This window comes from Chryseobacterium antibioticum (genome assembly GCF_012927325.1).
GTDB lineage: Bacteria > Bacteroidota > Bacteroidia > Flavobacteriales > Weeksellaceae > Chryseobacterium > Chryseobacterium antibioticum.
The window spans coordinates 1-23,474 of sequence record NZ_JABBGI010000034.1; the positions used below are offsets into that span (position 1 = coordinate 1).

Sequence of the window (23,474 nt, forward strand, 5' to 3'; positions counted from 1 at the left end):
GAAGGCTCAGGAGGAAGTCTAAGCACACAGCATAACCTCCTGCCCTAAGCCCATCAATTGAAATATGAATGAAATTTGTGTCCCCGTGAAAGCTGTAAAGCCGCAATGGATTTTTCGCCCCATTGTATCGTGTCGTTTGATACTGTATTTTGAAAAGCGGGCTTAGAAAATAATTGTAGAAAGTCAGAAATGGCATGAAAATAAAAACGGCGTGGGACTCTACAATATCCTAACTGAGGTACTGGTATACCCTACATACAGATAAGAGAGCCCACGCCTAGGTCGTGAGCTTCCTGCTTATCGTCTCGTATGTTAAAAATTACCAGTTTTCAGTTAGAGATTCTAAGCAATAGCTTCTAATATTCGTTGAAGTATCGCAAAGTTACATTTATTGTAACTTATTTTACAAATATATAAATTTTTCATCAAAGTAAAGCATTTGCTTTACCTTTATTTTTAAATTATTCACAAAATTGCCGTATGGCAAAGTTAAATGAACTTGATAAAGAACTCAGGACAAAAATAATATTACGAGTAAGGGAATTACGAGAAGAGTACGAGGATAATCAATCAAAGTTTGCTGGAGAGCTTGGCTTAGATAAGCAGCTATTAAATAATTGGGAAAGTCTATCAAATAATCGAGGAATCTCAATATATAGCATTAATAAAATTTGCAAAGGTCTAGATATATCACTCAAAGACTTTTTTGATAGTACTATTTTTAGTGAATAGCTCAATTAAATCATTATAAAACAATTGACTAGTTATTCTTTTCTAACTATTTGATGGTAATATAGAGCTTTGTAATATCTGAATAGATAATCATAAATTACCATTTCAAACAATCGTTGATTAGAAATAAATAGCCTGTTGATATTCATATGGAAAATACTCTGAAAGAAACTTTGTAAAGATTTTCTTTCATAATGAAAAACAATATTCTGTATTGCTGAACTGCTTGTTTCAATATTGAAAATAACAGTATTTCTCTCTTCCAAAAATTCTTCGGATGTAAGAAAGTCTATAAGTTTTGGTTTAAAATCTCTATATTTTTTATCCAGTTGGGAGTTGAGTTTTTTATCTGCGTTAAATTCCTGCTTAAAGGCAGCATTGAAATCTTTGGTCCATTCTAGCTTTTCGTGAATTGAAAGATTGAGTTTATTCAGTATTTCATTGATAAAGAAAAGACTGAACATTATTTTTTCCTCATCGTCATAATGCAAACACAGCAACGTAAACTCACTGTTTTTATGGAATAATGTTTTGGCATCTTCAATGGTATTTTCCCCGTAACGTTCAAGTTCCCTATTGTAAGTAAAATAAAGTGCAGTACTGGTCTTTCTCTTTTTTCGACCTTGATAAGCTACCTCTTCTCCTCCTCGTAAAGCCGATGTATGGCTGCCGTCTAAATCTTCTATTACAAAATCACTCTGGGTTCCTTTTACTATAGCGACAATACTGCCTTTTCTTCCTTTGGCTTTTTTGGAGGTAAGAACACTGTAAAGTTCTCCATCAGAAAGGGCTACTTCATCCAGGGATAAGGATTCTGAAAGGTTTTCAGGATAAAGTATCCAGTCCTGTGCGTGAGGTTTTTGTACCCAACTATTATATTCGCTGAGTTTGTTTTTGTATTGTCTCTGAAAAGTCTTGCCCTTGATACCGAAAAATTCGGCTATGACTTTTAGAGGAAGAGCTTTACTATCGGCTAATTTTTTTTAAGAAACCTGCAAAGTCATGGGTCATGCGTGTTCCTTGGGATACAAGTTGCCAATCTCTTTGAAGGATTTTACCGGATACCTTATCTGTCCATCTTCTTCTTTTCACATGAAGTTTTACGATTTTACCCCTTAATGGATAATCATCCACAATGATTTCAGGTAAAAAACCTTTGGACTCTAATAATCTATCTTTTAATTCCTCAGGAATGCTGCTTTTTTCTTCAAAATAAATATGAAGTTCAGCATTATGCTCTTGTGCTTTGATGATATCAAAGTGTTCAACTAAAAATTCTGGAAGTAATAATTTAAGTAGTTCCTGATCGTTTAACATAAAACAAAGATACAATAACTAAAAATGCCCCCCAACTTTTGAGACTGATCCTAAATCGCCACTTGATAAATCCAGCTTTGATTTGTTTTTGGATAATAATTGTATCCAGCAATCTTCCCAAACATTACTTATGCACCATTTACGGTAATGATAAAAAACACTTTGATAGCTCAAAACTTTATCCTCAAAAAGACTTTTTACAGGTAAATACTCCCATTGCACTCCTGTTTTAAGTTTGTATAAGATACAGTTAATGATCTGATTCAAAGGAGCTCTTGGTGAAAATCCTCGTTTTGGGGTCGGAAGATTTGGGACTATCTCATTTTCTATTATATTTTTGTCAAGTACTTGGTACATCATTGGCTTGCTTTGTTTTTTTATATTTAGCAACACAAAAATAGGCAAGCCTTTTTTTATGGGAAAAGTTTAAATGACTTCTGAATTTTGGTTTTACTAAAAGGAATTATGATTACATCAATATCTCCGGGCTTTTTGCCTTTTTCAAGTTTAAGCTCATCTCTAAGAGTGGTTTTTGTTACATAAAAACCTTCATAATTGAAGTATTCTTTCTGATCAGGATAAAAAATTCCACTTAAAAAAGTCCTTAAATCGCTTTTATCACGATCATTATTCCAGTTTAAAAGGAAATCAATTACTCCATTTTCAGTCAAAGATTTATATATTCTGCTACTTCCAAATAATGGATTGTCAATATTTTTCATCTTTTCAGGATTTTGCTGAGTTATGCTAAATTAAATTTAATCATTTTTTAAAAGGTATTTGATAAGAACGTAAAATGCAGAAGGCGACAATGACTAATATATTATAAATTAGTACTAATTTAATAGTAGAACACATTTAAAAGTAATCATTTGAATAGTGGTAATACGTATTTTGGAAGCGGTTCTTATGAAGCTCACAAGTACAATGGGAAAAGCTTCAACAAACAGGAATGTATGATTATGGAGATAACTCTTAACAGCAAAAAAGCCTTTAAACACTAGATTAAAGGCTTAGATTTTATTTGTTTTTCTAACTGCTAATATATATCAATTAAGTTTAAATATGGCGATAGGGCAAACGCATGAAAAATAAATAAGAACTTTGTCTGCATGAGCATACAAGAATACTTTGGAAGCATAGAGGATTTCCGAATGGAGAACAAGTGCAGGCACAAACTGTCAGATATATTGTTAATAGGTCTTTTTACCTATTTAAGCAATGGTGAAGATTATGAAGATATGGTTCTATTTGGTCAAAGTCATAGAGATTTTGTACAAGCCTTTTGTGAATTAGAGAACAGGATTCCCTCTCATGATACCTTCAATAGGGTATTTTCATTACTTAATCCTGATCTTTTAAGATGTTGTTTAAATGATTATGGTAAGGATTTGATAGGGTTATTATCTGAAAAGCAAATATGTCTTGATGGCAAGAAGCTCAGGGGAGTAAGCCCTACCAGTAAGGGTAATCGAGGATTATATATCGTTAATGCCTGGGTTGCAGAAAACCGTCTGTGTATAGGACAGAAGAAAGTAGAAGACAAAAGTAATGAGATTACAGTTCTTCCTGATCTTATCAAAGAAATAGATATAGAAGAGGCGTTGGTAAGTATAGATGCCATTGGTTGCCAACAAGAAATAGTTCAACAGATTATGAGTCAAAAAGGACATTATTTTTTAGCTTTGAAGCAGAATCAATCAGAACTCTACCACGATGTTGTTGGAAGCTTTAAGGCCTGCCTTCCAGAAAGCACCAAAGAAGAATGGGAATACGAACGAGGTCGTTTTGAAGTTCGCCAATGCAGCATTCTATCTGCAAAAGACGTTCTGTTAGAGGAAAATATTGCACAATGGGCTGGTCTGAAAACAATAATAAAGATAGAAGCCACAAGAGTTATTGGCGCGAAACAAAGCCGTGAAACCCGTTATTACATCAGTGATGAAGAAGACCAGCCGGCTTCCTATTACAATGCTTTAGCCAGAGGACATTGGGGAATTGAGAATCATCTTCATTGGCATTTGGATGTAACCTTTAGAGAAGATGATTGCAGGGCGAGAAAGGGATATGCTGCTGAAAATCTTTCTACCATGAGAAAATTTGCTTTACAAATCCTAAAGGAACATGATGATAAGTTAAGCTTAAAGAAAAGAAGGGTAAAAGCTGCATACGACCTAGAATACCTAAAAGTCTTAATCAAGTAATTTCATGCGTTTGCCCTAATATGGCGACTGACTATATATTTAATTTTCAGAATTTTCCATTAGCAATTCATAATTTCGGCAAAGTCTTCTGTCATTATCAAACCAAGAAAAAGTCCTTTCAATAATCCATCTTTTGTGTATAGGCTTAAAGACTTTTTCTTTATGATCTGAGCGTAAAACAACCTGAATGATGTAGCCAAACTTATCTTTTATTTCTTCAATAATATTTCCTCTATAACCTCCATCTGCTAAAATCACTGTAATTGGAATCAAAAGATATTGCAATGTTCTCATGAATAACAAAGCAGCTTTACTATCGTGAAAATTGGCTACACTTACCATTACGGCTAACAAAAATCCATTTTTATCTACCACAACATGCCTTTTTATTCCTTTTACCTTCTTATTCCCATCAAACCCATTAAGAGAACGATTATTTCCCCAGCACACACTCTGACTGTCTATAATTCCTAAACTTGCTTCTGCATTTTGGCCTCTCTTTACTCGTACCTTCTCTCTTAAATTACACAGAAGTAAATCGAAGAGTTCTAAATTTGACCATTTAGAGTAGTAATAGTAGACCAATTGCCATTTGGGATAATTCGAGGGGAGCATTCGCCACTGGCAACCTGTTTTTACGATATAATAAATGGCATTCCAGATGATACATAAATCATATTTTCGCTTTCTATCATCAAAATCAAGCGTTTTTTTATAAATTGCCACTGAGTAAAAGTTAAGTCCGTTGGATACATCAATTTTTTTGTTTTGCAGCTCTAAATTGACGTTTTTAAGCAAATGAGTAACCCTTACTCTTTTTTTATAACGTTTTTAAACAGGCTCTAAGATGATCTTGATAAATTATTCTGCCTATTCCACCATCATTAGATTGACTAACTATTTCAAAACCGGAAGAAATTACTTGTTTAAGATTGGTTTCAGCTTCATTAAATGGAAGCAAAACTAATAAGCATTGATTTAGTAAACTTTTTATTGAAATTCTATACTCGTCGTCCAATATTTTTATCTCCTTCTTCCTCTATTTCTTATTTCTCGTTCATTATCTTCTTTTTCTCCAGTTTTATTTCCTTCAGCCTGTTGAGAAGGTTTGAGTTTCAAAAAAAAATTTTGAGTCAAATTCTTCTTTTGAGCAATCTCGTGTGTCATTCTCTCTATCGCTGTTTCAAAGAAAAAAGTCTCCATTGGCGAGGTGTCTCTATGTCTTTTAGATGCTTTTAATGCCTCAATGTATTTTTCTTTCTCTTCAGACCGGATAATTACCAAAGGATGTTTTTTTTGAGCCAGAATATAGTTTGAAAGGAGTCTTCCCAAACGTCCATTTCCATCTCTAAAAGGATGAAGATAAATAAAGTGATAATGAAACTTTGCACTGATCAACATAGGGTGTAATTCCCCTCTATCCATGGTTAATTGGGTCTGTTCCAAAAGCTTGGGAATTAATTCAATATTTTGTTTGTGATCTCCAAATAGAGTATCCCCGGCAGCCATGTCTGTCGTAGTATATTCTCCTGGCTCAGAATTTTTAGTAAATTTCAAGGTACTTGAAGTCAATACAGAATGAAGTTCTTTAATGAAATTTTCTGTCAATGGCTGGTGAATATTGCTAAATGCAAATTCATACGCTTTGAAGTGGTCCAAAATTTCAAAAGCCTCCAAAAGTGACTTATTGTGAAGTATAGCGTTTAGTCCTTTTTCATTTAGTTCCCGGGTATCATTTACAGAAAATGAATTTCCTTCAATACCGCAGCTGTGGGCAGTAAATAGGTTTTCCGTATACTCAAAAAAATCCTTATCATCAAATGCATTGATGATAATATCGTTATACTGTTCCAACAGTACATTATAGCGTGAAATTAATTTTTCCATAAGGGTATTCAAATTTACAAAAATATTTTATCTTTTTATCTGCATTTCTGGTTTAGTGATGTCTATCCCACTTCTAAAGCAACTCCATAGATCGTGACAGGTTCCAGAAATCTTTTATACTTTTTGAAACCAGCATAAGCATATTGTCGAAATCTTTATTTCCCAACGAAGAACTCATCTTAAAACAAACCGCTAGAAAACATTATCATTGTTGTAATAAACTGAACCTTTTACCCATTTTATTTCCACAGGTATGCAATCTTCCTCCATTTTAAGGAGGGTTGTCAAAAATTAAATAATTCCTTCTCACTTGAAAATTCTTAAGCAAATTAAGTATTAAAACAGCAAAAAGTCAATAGTAATAAATAAATTCAAATTAAATAAGTATATTCTGGCATCATGTAGAATTTCAAAAGATTAGAAAAGAATAATCTGGACCAATTTGGAATACTATACTTGATTTTCCAAAAACAAAAAAACAAGTTCCAAAGTTTTTCCCCTTTTTGCAAAAAGGCAAGATCGTCTTTGTAGGACAACTTGAAAAGTTGTACATACAAAGACACATCTTGCCATGTAAAGTCGTCCACTTCTTTCAGAACTCTGAAAAAATAGCCTTCAACAATACATCATATTATTACTCAGATATTTAAACCTATTAAAAATATTTTTTTCTATTGAAAGAGGAAATGACAATAATTATGAGAAGAAAAAATACGATGACCTGTATTCATTTTATGCAGGCAGAAAGTAAACCTGTATCTATTTTACTCATCTCTAGCATTAGCCTGTGAGGACACTCGACTTTCTTCTTTTAATCCTCTTCCAATTTAAAAAGCAGTATTTAGTCTCTCCTTAAATTTTATTTAATTATTTAATTACCAAATTATTACATCTTAAACCATTCTTTTTTTATTGCAAGTTTTTGTATCTTAGAATACTAAAACCTTGCAAATATGTTGGGAAAAAATCCGAAAAAGCTGCCAGAATTATTCCGTCCGATGTTGGTAGATTTTATTGATAACAAACACGAACTTGTTTTACTTTCAGAAAAAATTGATTGAAATTATTTTGAGAAAGAATTTTCGCCACAGTATTCCAAAGTAGGGAATCTCAGCCATTCGGTTTATGGTTGGGTGTCTGCTTCTCAAGCACCTGTATAATTTGGGAGATGAAACCTTGGAAAAAGCTTGGATTATGAACCCTTACATGCAGTATTTTTGTGGCATGGTTTTCTTTGAGCATGAATTTCCATGTGACCCAAGTAATTTTGTACATTTTCGTAAAAGAATTGGAGAAGAAGGCATTGAAAAAATCTTTGCCTACAGCGTAAGGATACACGATACAAAAATGAATACCTCGAATTTTGTTTTATCGGATACTACCGTTCAGGAGAATAATACCACTTTTCCTACCGATACTAAGTTGTGTAAAAAAGTGATTGATTACTGTAACAAGATAGCCGAAAACGAAGCATAAAACAAAGACAGCGCTACACGAAAGTAAGCAAACAACTTGTTCGCAATACCTACAACGGAAAACACCCCAAACGCGCAAAAACCGCAAGAAAATCCGGTCGTCACCTCAAAACTATTGCCTTGAGATTGATACGGGAATTACAGCGCAATTTTACTCCGAAACAACAGGGATTTTACAACGAATTACTTTCACTTTACACCAAGGCAGTAACGCAGAAAAGAACCGATACCGATAAAATTTACAGTCTCCACAAACCATTTACCCGATGTATTGCTAAAGGAAAAGCTCATAAACAGTATGAGTTCGGCAATAAAGTTGGCTTGATTACTACAGCAGACAAAGGCAAAAAAATCATTCTTGGCATCAAAGCATTTTTGCAAACCCCTTATGACGGTCAAACCATTGAACCGCTCTTGGAACAAATGGAGACGGGCGGTCAAAAGCTTCCCAAAGAAATCGTTTACGATCGAGGCGCAAGAGGGACAACAGAAATAAAAGGCGTTAAAATATCCATTCCAGGCACCCCAAAGAAAGCAGATACGGCTTATCAAAAACAAGTTAAACGCAAGAAATTCAGAACCAGAGCAGCAATAGAGCCTATTATAGGACATTTAAAAAACGATTTCAGGCTGGCTCAAAATTACTTTCTTGGAGGAAAAGGACCGCAAATCAACGCATTATTATCGGCAACCGCGTGGAATCTCAAGAAAATGATGGAGATATTGAAACAGAAAATTATTTTTTATTTTTTTCAACCTCAAAGCAAACTATTTTCAATTTCTTTTTTTTAAATTAAAATGCAAAAGCTATTTTGTTAAGGAGAGACTACTTAAAATTGTAAAAACCAAAAAAAACACTCACAAATTAATGTAAGTGTTTCATTTTCAGTAGCTAATTCTGCTAGGCTTGAACCAACGACCCCTATGATTAACAGGTGGGGAGTGCTAATAAAATAGTAGACAAAGTGCATTTTTCCATAGTTGCTTAACTACACTAAACCCCTAAGAACTATTTGGGAATATATCATTAATAGACTTTAAAAAATACTATCTATCATTTTATCGACTTCACTATCAGAAAAATCTTCTATGTAATAGGGAAGTCCACTTTTTCGGGGGGATTTTTATTTTTACAAATAATATTGACCACCCATTTTCGGATTGAACTTATTACTAATCTTGAACATCAATTTCCTCCTATATTATTAAAGAAAAAGATGTTCATTTTTAGACTGAAATTACATGATCACGCTTTGATATGTTGCAGATTTATCTTCGATCAATGTACTCAATCTAAAAGATCCTGAATTATTTTATTTCACAATAATTTTTTTAGTAATATTATTATTGAACCTTATCATATAAGCCCCTTTGGGATAGCTGGTGAAATCTATCAATGTAATAGGTTGGTTTATATTGATATCTTTTATTTTTCTACCATTCATATCTAAGAGAATTGCTTTGGTATTTATCAACTCTGGTTTGGTAATATTAATGGTAATAATATCTGTGCTTGGATTTGGATAAATGCTGATATTTCTCACATTATCACTTAGTTCACTAGTAGAAAGAGTGGTTGTTGAGTACAAGCCGCTTTCCCAAACACCTCTTCCAAAGAAAGAAACCCTCAAAACACTATTATTTGTACCGTCAAAATATCCATATAAATCAGAAATTTGGGCAATTAAAGGCAAATTGTTAGAGAAACTCTGCCAATCCGTCATGGTGTTGTTTCTGTAATATATTCCATGAGGTGTACTTAGATAGAAGCTTTCGTTTGTTTTGTATGGATCGTGTATTAAATTTAAGATGTTTTCAAGAGTAAGTGAGCCTGAAATATTTGTCCAACTAATACCTTTGTTTGTTGAGCGATACATTCTGCTTCCACAACTCATAAACACTATGTTTGTATCATTTTTGTTCACAACAATATTACAATAGTTATAAGAACTAGAAGGGGTATTAGAAATTTGGTTAAATGTTGAACCATTAGAAGTATAGTGAACTTGGTTGTTTTCTAATACTACATAAATTTCATTGTCATTGGTTGGGGAAATAGCAACGCTTTTAATTTTTGTTGTAAAAGTTTTTACATTCGTCCAAGAAGGGTTCGCTGACAATAAATTATTCGTTTTCTTTAAAACATTTAGCTGACTTACGAATGCCATACTTGTATTTAAATTGGAAAAAACATAGTTATTTTCATTTGTGGGATTAGTTAACCCATATGTGTTTTCACCATTATTCTGGACTAGATTTCTTCTTTTTGCAGTGTCATGGTAATATACTGTATTTGGATTAGCAGAATCAAAAGAGGCTTTGGAACCCCAATCTCCACCACGATTACAGTACCAGGTATTGCCGTGTAAATAAATTTCGCCGTTATCTTGAGTTCCAATGGAGACAATATTTCGGGATAACTTGCTTTGTCCTAAGTGATAAATTTCAGTAGCACTTAATCTGTCAGCACTTGGGGTCCAATTGTTCCCTCCATCAGTACTTACAAAAATTCCCCCATCATTAATATTAAAAAGTTTCGAGTTATCATAGGGCGAAGAAACAATTTGATGCATATCAGTATGACATTTTTCCCACCAGTTTGTAAGTTGTTTCCAACTTTTTCCTCCATTTGTGCTTTTCCAAACTGCATGTCCGCAGGCATAAAGAATATTTGCATTGTTCCTGTCTGCAAATAATGTCCAATTGTAATTTCCTTGTCCATCTGTATCACCCTCATACCCATTTAAATTAGGCTGTACATCACCTTTTTTTAAAGTAAAAGTGTTTCCTCCATCAGCAGATTGATATATGATTCCACCTTGCCCAGCACTATTATTGCTTCCTACAAATCCCACATAAATAATATTGCTATTTGCTGAAGAAACAGCAATTCTTCCCCCGTTTCCTGGATTTGGACTAACGCTACTAATTTGTGACCATGAACTACCATTATCCGTACTTTTCCAAAGTTTCTTGTCTGTTACAGCAAAGACAATATTAGAAGAACCGGCTTTATAAACCATATCCTTAAAGGCTCCACCAGCTAAAGTATTTGTCCAAGTTTGTCCAGCATCTGTACTTTTCCAAATTCCATCAGTAGTAGCCGCAATAAGAGTGTTATGGTCAATTGGAGACATTAGGATTTCGAGGGCCATTCTATTTCCAATTCCTACATTTGAAGGAGACCAAGTGTTACCACCATTTGTACTTTTATAAATTCCATATCCGTTATAATAGTAATTTGCATCACCAGTTGATAAATAAATAATATTATCATTTGTATAGTCAATACATACCGATGAGCAGGTCCCTTGCGGAATTTGGCTGTCGGTTTGTGTTTTATTCCAATTAAGTCCACCATTGTTACTAATCCAAAGCCCACCTGAAGCACTAACGGCATACATTTTTTGAGAATTGGAACTGTGGAATTTTACCTGACTTACTCTCCCGATACCGTGAATTTGTCCTGATATATTAGTTGGAAATAAAATTGGTCCTTTCAATGTCCAGTTTCCATTAGCGTTTTGAGCCAATAATACTGAAGCAGAGATAAAGAGTAATAAAAAAATGAACTTTTTTGTACTTTTTGTTTTCATCATATGTTTTTTTGATATAATTAATTTTTATTTCTATTTCTTCTTTCCTTTTCCCATATTTCCATACGCTCATCTTTAGTTAAAATACGGCCATCATCTTGAACGAAAGGGAAAGTTTTTTTTCTCCAATTCATAAATTTTTTATATTCAAAAGCATATTTCGGTGTTTCTTTGTTTTTATACTTTCGGATTTTGGCTTCTTTGTCTCTGAAAATCTCATTTTCTTCAACAGGCTTTTCTCTGTCCTTCCAATAATCTTCAAAGCTTTTAACAGTTTGATAGTAGCTGGCATTCGGATCATCCATCATTTTTATCCATTGAGGGATTTCACTGGTTTCACCTTGAGCTAATGTCATTTGGAAAGCAAATAGAAACAGAAAAATAAACAATGCTTTACTAATTTTAAAAAAGTTCATACTATAGATTTTTATATATTATAATTACCCCATTAACTAAGAGGCTGTTTAAATTTTGTTCAACAATAATTTTATAGCGTATAATTTGACCATATTTTCAGAATTTTCCATTAGGAGTTCGTAATTTCTGCATAGTCTTCTGTTATTATCAAACCAAGCAAAGGTACGTTCAACGATCCATCTTTTATGAATAGGCTTAAAGGTTGTTTTTCTATCCTCCGAACGCATGACGATTTAGATAAGGTAACTGAATTTTTTCTTTACAGCCTCTATTACTTCCCCCTCTGTAACCTCCATCAGCAAAAATAACCTTTACGGGACTTAGAAAATAAGACAGCATTCTCATTAAAAATCTACCGCTTTACTGTCGTGGATACTTGCAACAGGCCACGTCCTTACATTCAGATCCCGGCTCGACTCGGAACCAATCATACTATGCCCCTCCAGCGGGTACTCTAATAAGACAGCTCCTTTCCCAAGTCTTTTAAGTCCTAGAAAATAAGATCTTGTTTGCGCCGGTGATACATTATTATCTTTCAAACTGGTCCATAACATAATGGGGGATGAACTTGCAACTTTTTTTTTCTTACAAAAGTTTAAACAGATTCAAGATTAAAAATTATATTTTACATTAAATCCTGTAAAAAAATAAGCTTTGCCGGGTCCTGGATTAACATCTGTATAAACAGAGGGGTTGTTATACTGGTTATCCATATCTGTATCATTAATACTGTTTCCATAAAAAAGAAAAGTATAATTGACCTGGCTGGTTAAATTATTTCCTATTACAAATACATCTACATCAAATTTATTGAAAGTATGCTTGTAGCCGATTTTAGAGTTTAACAGTCCAAAACTTTTCACCTTATTTGAATTAGCAAAATCAGTGTAGACACTTCCCGTAAAATTGTATGTATTCTGCCAGTAGAGCCCGATTTCGGTATCAAAGTCTAATCCTATAGAAAGCTTTGTTTTTGGGACCCCGGCTACATTTTTATTATCATAAACGTTGACTGCGGCAGGGAGGGCGTGTTCTTTCAGATAGGTGCTGAATTTAGAATACTTAAAATTATTGTAGGTATAGCTTACAAAAGGCTGGATTTTAGCAATAAAAGAATTTTTAGGCTTATAAGAATATCCTGCACTCATTTCCAGGCCTTTGTTTCTCTGATCTCCCGTGTTGGCCCAGTAAGAATAGGGAGTCCGCTCCGGATTATCCATTGTACCCCGCAATTGGGTCAGTTTATCTTTAATGTTAATATTGAATAACGAGAACTGATAATCTATAGAAGTATTTCCGATCAGTCCCTGAATGCTGAAATCCCACATTTTTGCCTTTTCTGCAATAAGATCATCATTGGTCACATTAAGACCGGCTGTAAAGGAGGTAGCAGAAGTAGGCGCATTGTACCCTTCACTGTAGCTGAGGTTGAAGATCTGATTTTTCCATGTTTTTTGCAGGGCAAAATGAGGGGTGGCTACCGCCTTAAATTTTTTATCAAAAGACAGATCCTTATTGTAAAGATCATTGCCGTTTATTAAGAACAGGCCGGGAAGGGCAAATAAATCTTTTCTATTGTAGCTGATTTGATTAATGCTGATCCCTGCCAGAAACATTAAACCCCAAGGTTTATAAGTGATTTTTTCAACAGCAAAATAATTGGACTGATCATTGGTGTATTTAAAATAGGAACCATCATATAAAGGTCTTAATATGGGAGAATCCGTCATTTTTACACTTTTGAAACGGTAATTGGAAATGGTAGAATTAGACTGTTGGATTTCAATTCCGAATTCTGTCCGGCTCTTGAAATGATCCCAGTCTTTGTTGAATACAAATACTGATCTGAGACCGTAATTGGATGCCGAAGAAGTTTCATAAGCTCCTGCTGCGATCCTTTCACCCGTAGTACCGGTATAAAATAAAGTAGTATTGTTACTGAAGTTTTCGCTCATTTTCCAGATATGTCCGACTCCTGCTCTGGAAGTAATAAATTTGGTTTTTGCTCCTCTTCTGATGTAGGCGAAATTTCCATTATCAATGCCATTGTAGTAGTCATCATAGGAAATCTGTCCCGATACCTGTTCCAGAGAATTCCCATGGGAAGCCAATAGGGTGATGGTCTGCTTTGGATTCAGTTTAAATTCACCGTTAATATTGTAGAAATTCTTAATACTTTTTCCGTGAGGACGGTAACCATCGCTCCCTATATGGGTAAAATTAGCTATTAAAGAGTGATTTTCTCCAACGCTGGAAGCTGAAGTCGAACTCTGAAAAAGCCCAAAAGATCCGGTATTGAATTGTTCAGAAACAGAAGTTCCTTTTTGGTTTTCAGGTTTTATATAGAGTCTTACAGCGCCGCCGGAACCTCCTCCATACAATGTTGCAGCAGGACCTTTTATCACATCTATATGGTTGATTAGACCGAAATTGACATCATCCAGAATGGTAACTCCGTCTGCACCGGTAAGAGGAATGTTGTTCAGGTACATCTTGATGCCCCAGTTGTTAAATTTCTGGTCGTTTCCGTAGCCTCTCAGTATAATTCTCTGGCCGCCCAGCTGGGTTCTTTTTTCTACCTGAACCCCTGACATGGTATTGAGGCCCTGTTCTATAAATGCAGGATTATTCCGGTTGATTTCATATTCGGAGATGATTTCTGTAGATTGAGCATGTTTTTTAAATTCTTCCCGTTCTTTGGTAACCTTTGCTCTGGCGTGAATTTCTATTTCATCAATATTTTTTTCACTTTCCTGCGCATGTACAAATCCAATTATCCCTAATGACAGTGTAAATATGTAGCTTTTTCTCATCAATTCTGTATATTATATATTATAAAACAACAAGGTAAGGCAGTCCTACCTTATTGTTTTTATTTTTAAAGTTTAGAGCCTGTTTAAAAACGGTATAAAAAAAGAGTAAGGGTTACTCCTTGGCTTAAAAACGTCAATTTAGAGCTGCAAAACAAAAAAATTGATGTATCCAACAGACTTAACTCTTACTCAGTGGCAATTAACCAAACCAATATTATTTCACAAGAAGTTTTGTGCTAAAAGCATCATTTTGGTTAACAATTTTCAAATAGTAAACACCAGTAGGCACATTAAGTAACATCTCGTTTAGACCTTCTTTTAATGTAGCATTTACCATTAATCTTCCTAGACTATCAAATACAAACAATGTCGAATTTTTCCATACTGCCGGCACGTCTATTTTTAGTGGCGTATTGCTTTTTAAAGGATTTGGATATACGATGGGCTTTTCAATAGTATTGCTTTGGTCTAATGCCATTTTAGAACCAGCTATCTTTCCAGCCAAAGAAGCCACGTCAACAATCTTCCATTGTTGATTATTCCCTCCTCCATAAGTCCACTGTATTATATCTGTACCATTTGTCATACTGGATCCCTGGTTATCTAATGCTTTGCCACTTGAAACATTTATGATTTTATAATATCCCGTGCCTAAATCCACTAACTGCCATTGCTGGTTTGCACCTCCTGTATCGCCATATTGGATCATTACTGTACCGTCAGCAGCGGAACTAGAAGGGTTGTCAACCACTTTGTTGCTATTCTTATTGATTATTTTATAATTCCCTCCTGCTTGAGCCAATTTCCATTTCTGACTATTGCCCGCGGTATAGTCCATTTGAATCAGTTTCGCTCTATCAGCCAAAGACCCAGAATATACATCTAGAGATTTCCCGCTTACACGGTTTATGATTTTATAATCTTTAGCTGGATCAAATACTTCTACAATTTGCCATTGTTGATTATTCCCTCCTCCATAAGTCCACTGTATTATATCTGTACCATTTGTCATACTGGATCCCTGGTTATCTAATGCTTTGCCACTTGAAACATTTATGATTTTATAATATCCCGTGCCTAAATCCACTAACTGCCATTGCTGGTTTGCACCTCCTGTATCGCCATATTGGATCATTACTGTACCGTCAGCAGCAGAACTAGAAGGGTTGTCAACCAGTTTGTTGCTATTCTTATTGATTATTTTATAATTCCCTCCTGCTTGAGCCAATTTCCATTTCTGACTATTGCCCGCGGTATAGTCCATTTGAATCAGTTTCGCTCTATCAGCCAAAGACCCAGAATATACATCTAGAGATTTCCCGCTTACACGGTTTATGATTTTATAATCTTTAGCTGGATCAAATACTTCTACAATTTGCCATTGTTGATTATTCCCTCCTCCATAAGTCCACTGTATTATATCTGTACCATTTGTCATACTGGATCCCTGGTTATCTAATGCTTTGTCACTTGAAACATTTATGATTTTATAATATCCCGTGCCTAAATCCACTAACTGCCATTGCTGGTTTGCACCTCCTGTATCGCCATATTGGATCATTACTGTACCGTCAGCAGCAGAACTAGAAGGGTTGTCAACCAGTTTGTTGCTATTCTTATTGATTATTTTATAATTCCCTCCTGCTTGAGCCAATTTCCATTTCTGACTATTGCCCGCGGTATAGTCCATTTGAATCAGTTTCGCTCTATCAGCCAAAGACCCAGAATATACATCTAGAGATTTCCCGCTTACACGGTTTATGATTTTATAATCTTTAGCTGGATCGAAAATTTGAATTGGTGCAAGACTAGAATCTTGACTTAATGTCAATTGTCCTAATGAAGTTAGGTTAAGCCCAGTTGAAAATGTTATTGAGGCACTAGTTCCGGTTCCGGTTCTTGAATCGCCTGAATCTAAAACTGATCCCCAAGTTGCTCCAAAATCATTACTGCCTCTTTTAAATAATTTATACGTACTGGCAACAGATGACGAAGTATTCAACGCATTACCGGTAATCTTCAGTTCCGTTAATGCACTAAATGTTTGGTTAGTACCGTAATTATCCACCACCCGATAGGTATTAAAATTTAACAAGGCATCTGGCAACACATCCGGGTTGATTGTCGATCTGGAAACCCAAACATCTCCGTTAGGCAATGTGCTACTTGGGAAAGTCATGGACAATCCAGTTGTGGAAAAGTTTTTCACTCCGCTAGTCGTAACATTAATTTTTTCGCTCACCCCACCAAATACAGGAACAGAAGAAGTGTCATGGCTAAAGGTCGACCCTTTATAGGATAAATAATCACTCCCTACCTTGTTCAAAGATATTGAACCTGAGTCTTCATTAAACTGATAATAGGCCACTAATCCTGTTAAAATTGGGTCGCCGGCATCACTTTTAGTTAAATGCCTCCATTTCCTGATTTCGTCTGTTGACAAAGCCCTGTTCCAGAAGCATACCTCATCAATTTGTAAATTAGCAAAACGATCGGTACGTACATTTCCATAAGTACCTAGAAACATTCTTGTTATGGTTTCTGTTGGAATTGTACCAGTAACAGTACTTGCAAACCCATTGACATAAATCGTTACGCTGGTTCCGTTGCTGACTAATGCAACATGCGACCATTGATTTGCCGGAGCAATTAACCCCGAACTCCAACTCCAATTAGGATGAAATCCAACAGTGTTATTCCCATTTAAAAAATTCATACCAAAGGCATTTGGAGTATCTTGACTCATAAAAACAGCACTATAATCGGTTTGGATTCCGTTTGGTTTGATCCAGCAAGAAAAAGTCAGGGAATTATTACTAAGACTTAGATTGGAAACATCCAGATAATCCTGTCCTAATCGCCCTTTTAGATTAGCAACCTTTCCGGGAATGGTTTCTACTGTCGAGGTCGAGGTTCCACATTGATTCAACACCTCAACAATTTCAGTTATGGTTTGGGTATCCGTTCCGTAAGCATCTGTTACCGTAAGTGTGGCATTATATTTACCATTAGGCGCATTGGCATAGGAAACTTCAGGGTTTTCAAGCGTTGATGTTGCCGGTGTTCCGCCAGGGAAACTCCATGACCAAGTGGCACTTGCATTACGAACGGTTGAATAATCTTTGAACTGCACTTTCTCAACCTGAGAACAGGTTACTTTACTTGTACTGGCAGAAATCTGTGCTTTTGGCGGAGATATTTCATATAAATTATTCTCAAAAGCGCCTCTTGATGTCCCAATTTTTAGTTTGTTTTCATTATAATTAATAAACATAAATCGAACATCAGTTTGTGGTAATCCGTTCCCAAGCATAACCCAGTTAGCCATGGTATTATTTCTATAATAAATACCGCTTTTATTCCCTACATATACCCCGCCATTTGAACCTCTTTGAAAAATAATTTTCGTATTTGGATTCGTTGTTAGAACAGACTGGGTAAGATTAGTCCAGGAAGGGGTTGCTGCCAAAGCATTACTCGTTTTCAACACCTTACATACCGATTGTACACCACTGTAAGTAATCCAGACTTGGTTCGGGTCCACATCGCTCACGGCAATATCAGACATATTGGTCATATTCCCACTAGCCGCAAGAGAAGGGGTTATGTTTGTCCAAGTTGTACCTCCATCCGAAGTTCTCCAAAGCTTGTTGTTACTCAATCCTTCTATAACATACATAAATTTCGGGTCGGTCATGCATATTTTCTCTCTAAAAACCTGACTGGCAAACGTTTTAACTATAGCAATGCTATTCCCGTTGTCTTCAGTTTTTATAAGCGAATTTTTCCAAGTGGCTAGATTTGCGTTTCCTGTTGGATACTGCCCTGCATGGTGCGTAATCATAGAGTAATAATAATTCGGATGAAATTCAATTGAATTGAAATAAGAATAAATACCTCCTAAATCCAGAAAATTGAATTCGTTTATCAAAGTATGAACTCCTGTTCTAAAAAACCTGTAATTGCTGTAGCCTTGGCTGTAAATATACCTGTCGTCCAGCGGATTCACATCGGTATTGCCTTGATCGGCTCCGTTTCCATTATACCATGTAAATCCATTACCCGCTTCTTTAATCATTACCGGTCCATGATTGGCTCCTCCAGCTACAAGATTCGTTTTAAAAGCCGAACCAAAACCCCATAATTCATGATTACTGATGCTGTTTGTTATAGTCGTATTCGTATTTCCCCCGTCTGAAGACACAACAGACTCCCCATCTGTTCCTATCATCACTCTGTTATTTACCATATCCAGGGACCTAGGGTCTGAATGTGTAGCTGTTGTAGCTTCTGTAAAGGAAGCTCCATTATTTATCGAAAACCAATTTTTTTGCTGGAGATATGATCCAAAAACCAATTTGTTCTCATTGGTTCTGTCCATTGAAAGATCACCATGATGCACCTCATTTGGAAAAGTTCCTGAAATCATATTAACCCTCTTCAATTCTTGCGCACCTGTAGTGGCATTTAATTTGTACAATTGTACCGCATGGTGACCAGAGGTATTCGCCCCTGTACCCATTGCAACATAAATGGAAGTCGCATTATTGGAAGGAAGCAATAACTTGGCCCAACTTATCACTTGACCATTTGCGGTAGGATCTAAGGTTATGGTTGACAAAATATTAAAAGTTAGTCCTGAATCAGTAGAACGGTAAACCTTAGACACGCTGTTGTTTGTGGTACTGATGAAATAAACAGTAGCCGTATTTGTTGTGCTCCAATCCAGCATTTCGCTATTTACAGAACAATCTGTAACTACATAATAATTAGGCAGCCCAGTAACTATGCTTGTCCAAACTGTCCCTCCATCAGTAGTTCTGTATATTTTATCACCCCATCTTGCAACAACTATATTGGGGTTTGATGGAGACACTGCAATATCATAGGCTGTTCCTGTATAAGTTGTGCTCGTTAATGTTGTAGAAGTCCAGTTTAATCCCCCGTCTGTAGATTTCAGGAGTTGTTTACTACTCAAAGCGTACACCGTATTTGGGCTGCCTGTACAAACATCAATATCCCTATATGCTTCATCCGGAAAATTAGAATCCGTTAATGTCCAACTTGCTCCTCCATCAGCAGTCATCCATAATCCGCCAGTCAAAAATGAAGCAAACATTTTTTGAGGATTGGTAGGATCTATTCTGTTGAGATATACATAGCCTCCATGATTTCCTCTTCCGGAGTAGTCTGTAGTGGCACTGTTTACGGGTCCAAGCAAACTCCAGCTACCAATAGTGTTAGTTGTTGTTCCAGAAAATACATTATTGGTTCCAATATTCGATCTCGACGCATCAAATGGCGGTCGCGATTGTACCAACCCATCTTTATCCAAATAAAAGATATTTTCTTTTATCCAGGATTCCCCTATCTCCCTTGATTTACTCTCCTCCCATCTGTGATTTCCAAAATAGGCATCAAACTTTTCTTTGATTTTAAAATAATTCGCTCCTGGTTTCATTCCTGTAAACCAAGCTTGGCTTTTATGCTTTAATTCGTATTTTATATCTTCCTTTTTATCTTCTTCTTTTTGAGAATAGGATAAATTCATTACTAAAAGTAAAGAAATTAGTAGTATTTTTTTCATAATTCAAACATTTATAAGGTTAAATAATTTAATTTTGCGTCTTAATGGTTAATTACGCACATTTTTAGATGGTCCGTTATAGGTGATATTATTTCCATTTTAAATAACGAATCAATTCAAAGCCATATAAAAAAAATCAATTTATAACTGATACACAGCGATTTAATCACAATAAGTATCCCTTCAAATTTAGATTAGAGAAAAAGATGAATATTTGATGCGTATTGCTTTTACAATATTTGTCATACATCTATCAACCACATAAAAAAAAGAATCCTTATCAGCATAATCCAAAGGATCAATCCATTCCCTTTTTTAGCTTGCGCCAAAGGATTTTGGCTATAGTAAAGAAATAAAAAATTATCAGAAATAATACAAAATACAGATACATATTAGATACACACGTATGGTTAAACAGATATAATAATCTGATTTTTAAATAGATATTTTTTTAAAAAATGATCTGTTCACCTCTCAAATAAAGAAAAATAAGAGATGATTCATAAGGTATATGTCTTATAAATTTCTAAAACCGTTGAAGAATATAATGGGGAAAAGAGATTATACCATTTCATCTGCTCCATTTTCAAATGAATTGCAACAAATATTAGATTTTTCAAAACAAGGTAAAACCATAGTACGTATTGCAAAGATTCTTGTCAATGATGAAATTGCAGAAGATGAAGCCAGGGATTTTGTAAGTTGATCGATATCAGATTTTTGGTCAGCGAATTGGAACCGAATGTTTCCGGAAATGATTTTTAGATAAAATAATTTCTGTTTTAACCCTAACTCAAGTTATTTAACCTGAGTTAGGATAAGAAGAGAAATAAAATTTGAAAAAAAAGTAATAATTCGTATATCTTAGTTTTTGATATTTCAAATATTAAAAGAATTATTACTTATGGATTTGAAAGATCAAATTACAAATATTTTTGTAAAGAGTTTGATGCTCAAATTAAAAATGAAGTTGGGAGTACTTGGTGGGCACAAGAAAGAAAAAGCAGAGCATCTCTAATGTCAGATTCTGAAATTCAGCATCATGATTGGATTCATTTGGGAGCTCATAAAACTTTTAAGTATTATTATCTACAGATAGTTTGTGTTTATTGGAGAGATTTGTTTCCTAAAAGTCTTTCTTACAATAGATTTGTAGAACTTCAGCAAAAATGCTTTGTAGTTTTCGCCTTGTTTTTAAAAGAAAAATGTTTGGGGAAATGCACAGGAATAAGCTTCATGGACAGTACAATATTAAAAGTTAGCAGAAACCAAAGGATAAACAACTATAAGTTTTTAAAGGATTGGCGGAGCGGGGGAAATCTTCAATGGACTGGTTTTATGGATTTAAATTGCATTTGGTTTGTCATGAAAAAGGAGAACTCTTATTATTTTATTTAACAAATGAAATGTAGATGACCGAAATCCGAATATATTTATCATCTTTACCGCCATTAAAAGGACTGCTTGTTTTTGGCTCCTCACCTTATTTCGATAGACTTTCATAATTCTTTCCACCACTGCTGTGAAGCTTAATATTTGATATGTGAAAATTCAGTCCTGAACAGATTTTTCCATCTTTGCCTATCCATGCACTTGAGCTTACTCTGCCAGAAATTCTACCAAAATCCCTTTGGTAAGGATTTTTATGACATTCGGGCCTATCCAGTACGAGCAGTTATAATAGGTGGTTAGTTCCTTGCATTCTCCCTGCTTGGTCTTCTAGCTGTCATTGATAACTACTGAAAAAGTCACGACCTATCTTTCGTTTTTCAATGTGTTGATCTCTGCGTTTTCGTAATTCTACCGACAGTTGTGTTCATAATATTTTGTTTTAATTGTTAATCATTGCTTTTGCTAGTTGTAAAATTTTGAGTGATTTGATTGGGTTTCGAGGACACTCGACTTTTTTCTTTTAATTCTCTTCTAATTCAAAAAGCAGTATTTACCTTTTAATTTGATTAGTTCTGCTGATGTTAAAGAATAACTTTAATTGAATTAATTCGTATTACTGAGGTTCCGACTTTTTCTTTGCCAATCATCATTGCTAATATTACAGAATTATGATGAAAAAACGGATATTCATAAACAATAATATGATTTCAAAAAACTGAAACGGCTCTCGTTTAGATAAATAATTTTCAGCCAACACATTTAATGAAGTTGGAATAATAATCAAAAACGGGCAAAATTATCCTCAAACCAATAGAATCCACAAATTTACATACGGACGAAAAACCACATTATATTCGATTTTCTAGGTAAAAATGAGAAACCATTATCTTTTAATCAGGAATCGAATATAATAGAAGGTTTTGGAGTATTACTCTTGAAGCTAATAGGCTCCTCAAAAAATTTTATCAACTATTTTTGACTATTAAATCTAATTATTTGATGTTAATAATTGAGAATTTGTAAATAGTTGAATGTTTATATACATTTTTAGGAGTTAGTATTGGTGATGGAAAATGAGATTGATTAATTGCGTCAGGAAAATTTTGCGTTTCTAAACAGAATGCCTCTCTTTCTTGGTATATGTGATCCTCTTTTCCTTTTTCATTTTTTATCCAATTGGCAGTATATAATTGTAAGCCCGGCATAGTGGTAAATACTTCCATTTTTCTACCCGACTGTGGCTCTAAAGCGGTAGCTACTAACTCTAAACTATGCATACGGTGTTTTAAAACAAAATTATGATCATATCCTTTTCCAATAGTAAGTTGATCGTGATCCGCATCAATTCTGTCCCCAATACATGTTAAGGAGGTAAAATCAAATGGGGTATTTTTTACAGTTAAAATCTCACCTGTAGGTTCATAGGTTTTTGTAAGAGGAGTGTAAAAATCAGCCTCAATCTGTAATTGATGATTATTTATTGTTCCACTACCTTCTCCCGCCAAATTAAAATAAGAATGATTCACCAGATTGAGTATAGTTTCTTGGTCTGTTGTCCCTGAACAATCTAATCGTAATTCATTATTTTCACTAATAGAATAAGTTACAGTTACAGATACTGTACCAGGGTAACCCTCTTCCCCGTCAGGAGAAGTGTATTGAAAAGCCACTTTCGAGGCAGAAGATTCTTTAACATCCCATATTTTTTTATCAAAACCAATCAAACCACCATGCAAATGATTACTTCCATTATTAACCGCTAATGAGTATTCTTTTCTGTTTAATGTGAATTTTCCATTTGTGATACGATTAGCACATCTCCCACAAATAGCTCCTTGATAAGGTTCATTCTTATCAATATATTGTTGTGCTGTATCATATCCTTGTACCACATCTGCCAATTTTCCCTCTTTATCTTTAACATTAATACTAACTATGATTGCACCATAATTAGTTATTTGTGCAATCATCCCATTTTTATTTTTCAAAGTAAATAATTGCACTTTTTGATTTTTGTGAACTGCATTAAAAGTCACTTCATTTATGATACCCAT

At 34.7% G+C, this 23,474-nt stretch carries 18 protein-coding genes and 1 pseudogene; 6 read left to right on the top strand and 13 right to left on the bottom strand.

Annotation, left to right across the window (positions count from 1 at the left end; all coding sequences use genetic code 11):
• Positions 1–480: 480 nt before the first annotated feature.
• Positions 481–732, top strand: a complete 252-nt coding sequence (locus HHL23_RS19770) for a helix-turn-helix transcriptional regulator (protein WP_169236476.1) — start codon at positions 481–483, stop codon at positions 730–732.
• A gap of 32 nt (positions 733–764) precedes the next feature.
• Here HHL23_RS19770 and HHL23_RS19775 read toward each other — a convergent pair whose 3' ends face one another.
• Genes HHL23_RS19775 through HHL23_RS19790 form a run of 4 tightly spaced genes read right to left on the bottom strand, consistent with a single transcriptional unit; the run spans position 765 to position 2,771 of the window.
• Positions 765–1,676, bottom strand: a complete 912-nt coding sequence (locus HHL23_RS19775; protein WP_317174721.1) for a thiopeptide-type bacteriocin biosynthesis protein — start codon at positions 1,674–1,676, stop codon at positions 765–767.
• A gap of 22 nt (positions 1,677–1,698) precedes the next feature.
• Entirely contained in the window at positions 1,699–2,049 is a 351-nt protein-coding gene (locus tag HHL23_RS19780) for an ISAon1 family transposase N-terminal region protein (protein ID WP_169236477.1), read from the bottom strand.
• Positions 2,050–2,067: 18 nt separating this feature from the next.
• On the bottom strand, positions 2,068–2,409 hold the full coding sequence (locus HHL23_RS19785) for a transposase (RefSeq protein WP_169236478.1): 342 nt from the start codon (positions 2,407–2,409) through the stop codon (positions 2,068–2,070).
• 53 nt (positions 2,410–2,462) lie between these two features.
• A complete protein-coding gene (locus HHL23_RS19790) occupies positions 2,463–2,771 on the bottom strand; it encodes a hypothetical protein (protein ID WP_169236479.1) in 309 nt (102 codons plus the stop codon).
• 390 nt (positions 2,772–3,161) lie between these two features.
• Here HHL23_RS19790 and HHL23_RS19795 point away from each other — a divergent pair, with 390 nt between their 5' ends.
• A complete protein-coding gene (locus HHL23_RS19795; RefSeq protein ID WP_169236480.1) occupies positions 3,162–4,253 on the top strand; it encodes an ISAs1 family transposase in 1,092 nt (363 codons plus the stop codon).
• A 39-nt stretch (positions 4,254–4,292) separates the two neighbouring features.
• Here the strand turns inward: HHL23_RS19795 and HHL23_RS19800 are convergent, their stop codons facing one another.
• Positions 4,293–4,979, bottom strand: a complete 687-nt coding sequence (locus HHL23_RS19800; protein ID WP_317174720.1) for an IS5 family transposase — start codon at positions 4,977–4,979, stop codon at positions 4,293–4,295.
• Between the two features lie 297 nt (positions 4,980–5,276).
• Positions 5,277–6,140, bottom strand: coding sequence for a Fic family protein (locus HHL23_RS19805; RefSeq protein ID WP_169236481.1), 864 nt, complete (start codon positions 6,138–6,140; stop codon positions 5,277–5,279).
• A 1,125-nt stretch (positions 6,141–7,265) separates the two neighbouring features.
• Between HHL23_RS19805 and HHL23_RS22620 the strand changes: the two genes are divergently transcribed.
• On the top strand, positions 7,266–7,616 hold the full coding sequence (locus HHL23_RS22620; protein WP_228464877.1) for a transposase: 351 nt from the start codon (positions 7,266–7,268) through the stop codon (positions 7,614–7,616).
• A 320-nt stretch (positions 7,617–7,936) separates the two neighbouring features.
• Positions 7,937–8,407, top strand: a complete 471-nt coding sequence (locus HHL23_RS22625) for a hypothetical protein (RefSeq protein ID WP_228464879.1) — start codon at positions 7,937–7,939, stop codon at positions 8,405–8,407.
• Between the two features lie 521 nt (positions 8,408–8,928).
• Here HHL23_RS22625 and HHL23_RS19815 read toward each other — a convergent pair.
• The 6 genes from HHL23_RS19815 to HHL23_RS19835 all read right to left on the bottom strand — a co-directional run bounded on the left by HHL23_RS19815 (position 8,929) and on the right by HHL23_RS19835 (position 20,028).
• Positions 8,929–11,211, bottom strand: coding sequence for a T9SS type A sorting domain-containing protein (locus HHL23_RS19815; protein ID WP_169236482.1), 2,283 nt, complete (start codon positions 11,209–11,211; stop codon positions 8,929–8,931).
• Positions 11,212–11,231: 20 nt separating this feature from the next.
• Complete coding sequence (locus HHL23_RS19820) at positions 11,232–11,627, bottom strand: hypothetical protein (RefSeq protein ID WP_169236483.1); 396 nt, start codon at positions 11,625–11,627, stop codon at positions 11,232–11,234.
• 48 nt (positions 11,628–11,675) lie between these two features.
• A complete protein-coding gene (locus tag HHL23_RS22630) occupies positions 11,676–11,855 on the bottom strand; it encodes a transposase (RefSeq protein ID WP_228464881.1) in 180 nt (59 codons plus the stop codon).
• 117 nt (positions 11,856–11,972) lie between these two features.
• Positions 11,973–12,233 (bottom strand): alpha/beta hydrolase family protein, encoded by a 261-nt coding sequence (locus tag HHL23_RS22370; protein ID WP_317174722.1) that lies wholly within the window; start codon positions 12,231–12,233, stop codon positions 11,973–11,975.
• Between the two features lie 6 nt (positions 12,234–12,239).
• Positions 12,240–14,441 carry a TonB-dependent receptor gene (locus tag HHL23_RS19830; RefSeq protein ID WP_169236484.1) on the bottom strand — a complete coding sequence of 734 codons (2,202 nt, stop codon included), beginning with the start codon at positions 14,439–14,441 and terminating at the stop codon, positions 12,240–12,242.
• 214 nt (positions 14,442–14,655) lie between these two features.
• Positions 14,656–20,028, bottom strand: a complete 5,373-nt coding sequence (locus HHL23_RS19835) for an RICIN domain-containing protein (protein WP_169236485.1) — start codon at positions 20,026–20,028, stop codon at positions 14,656–14,658.
• 547 nt (positions 20,029–20,575) lie between these two features.
• On the opposite strand from HHL23_RS19835, the gene HHL23_RS19840 reads away from it, so the two are divergent.
• Both HHL23_RS19840 and HHL23_RS23000 read left to right on the top strand, forming a co-directional pair.
• Entirely contained in the window at positions 20,576–20,734 is a 159-nt protein-coding gene (locus HHL23_RS19840) for a hypothetical protein (protein WP_169236486.1), read from the top strand.
• A 198-nt stretch (positions 20,735–20,932) separates the two neighbouring features.
• Positions 20,933–21,454 (top strand): annotated as a pseudogene (locus HHL23_RS23000) (transposase); the annotation flags it as partial.
• 958 nt (positions 21,455–22,412) lie between these two features.
• On the opposite strand, the gene HHL23_RS19850 reads toward HHL23_RS23000, so the two are convergent.
• On the bottom strand, positions 22,413–23,474 hold the full coding sequence (locus HHL23_RS19850) for an aldose epimerase family protein (RefSeq protein ID WP_169236488.1): 1,062 nt from the start codon (positions 23,472–23,474) through the stop codon (positions 22,413–22,415).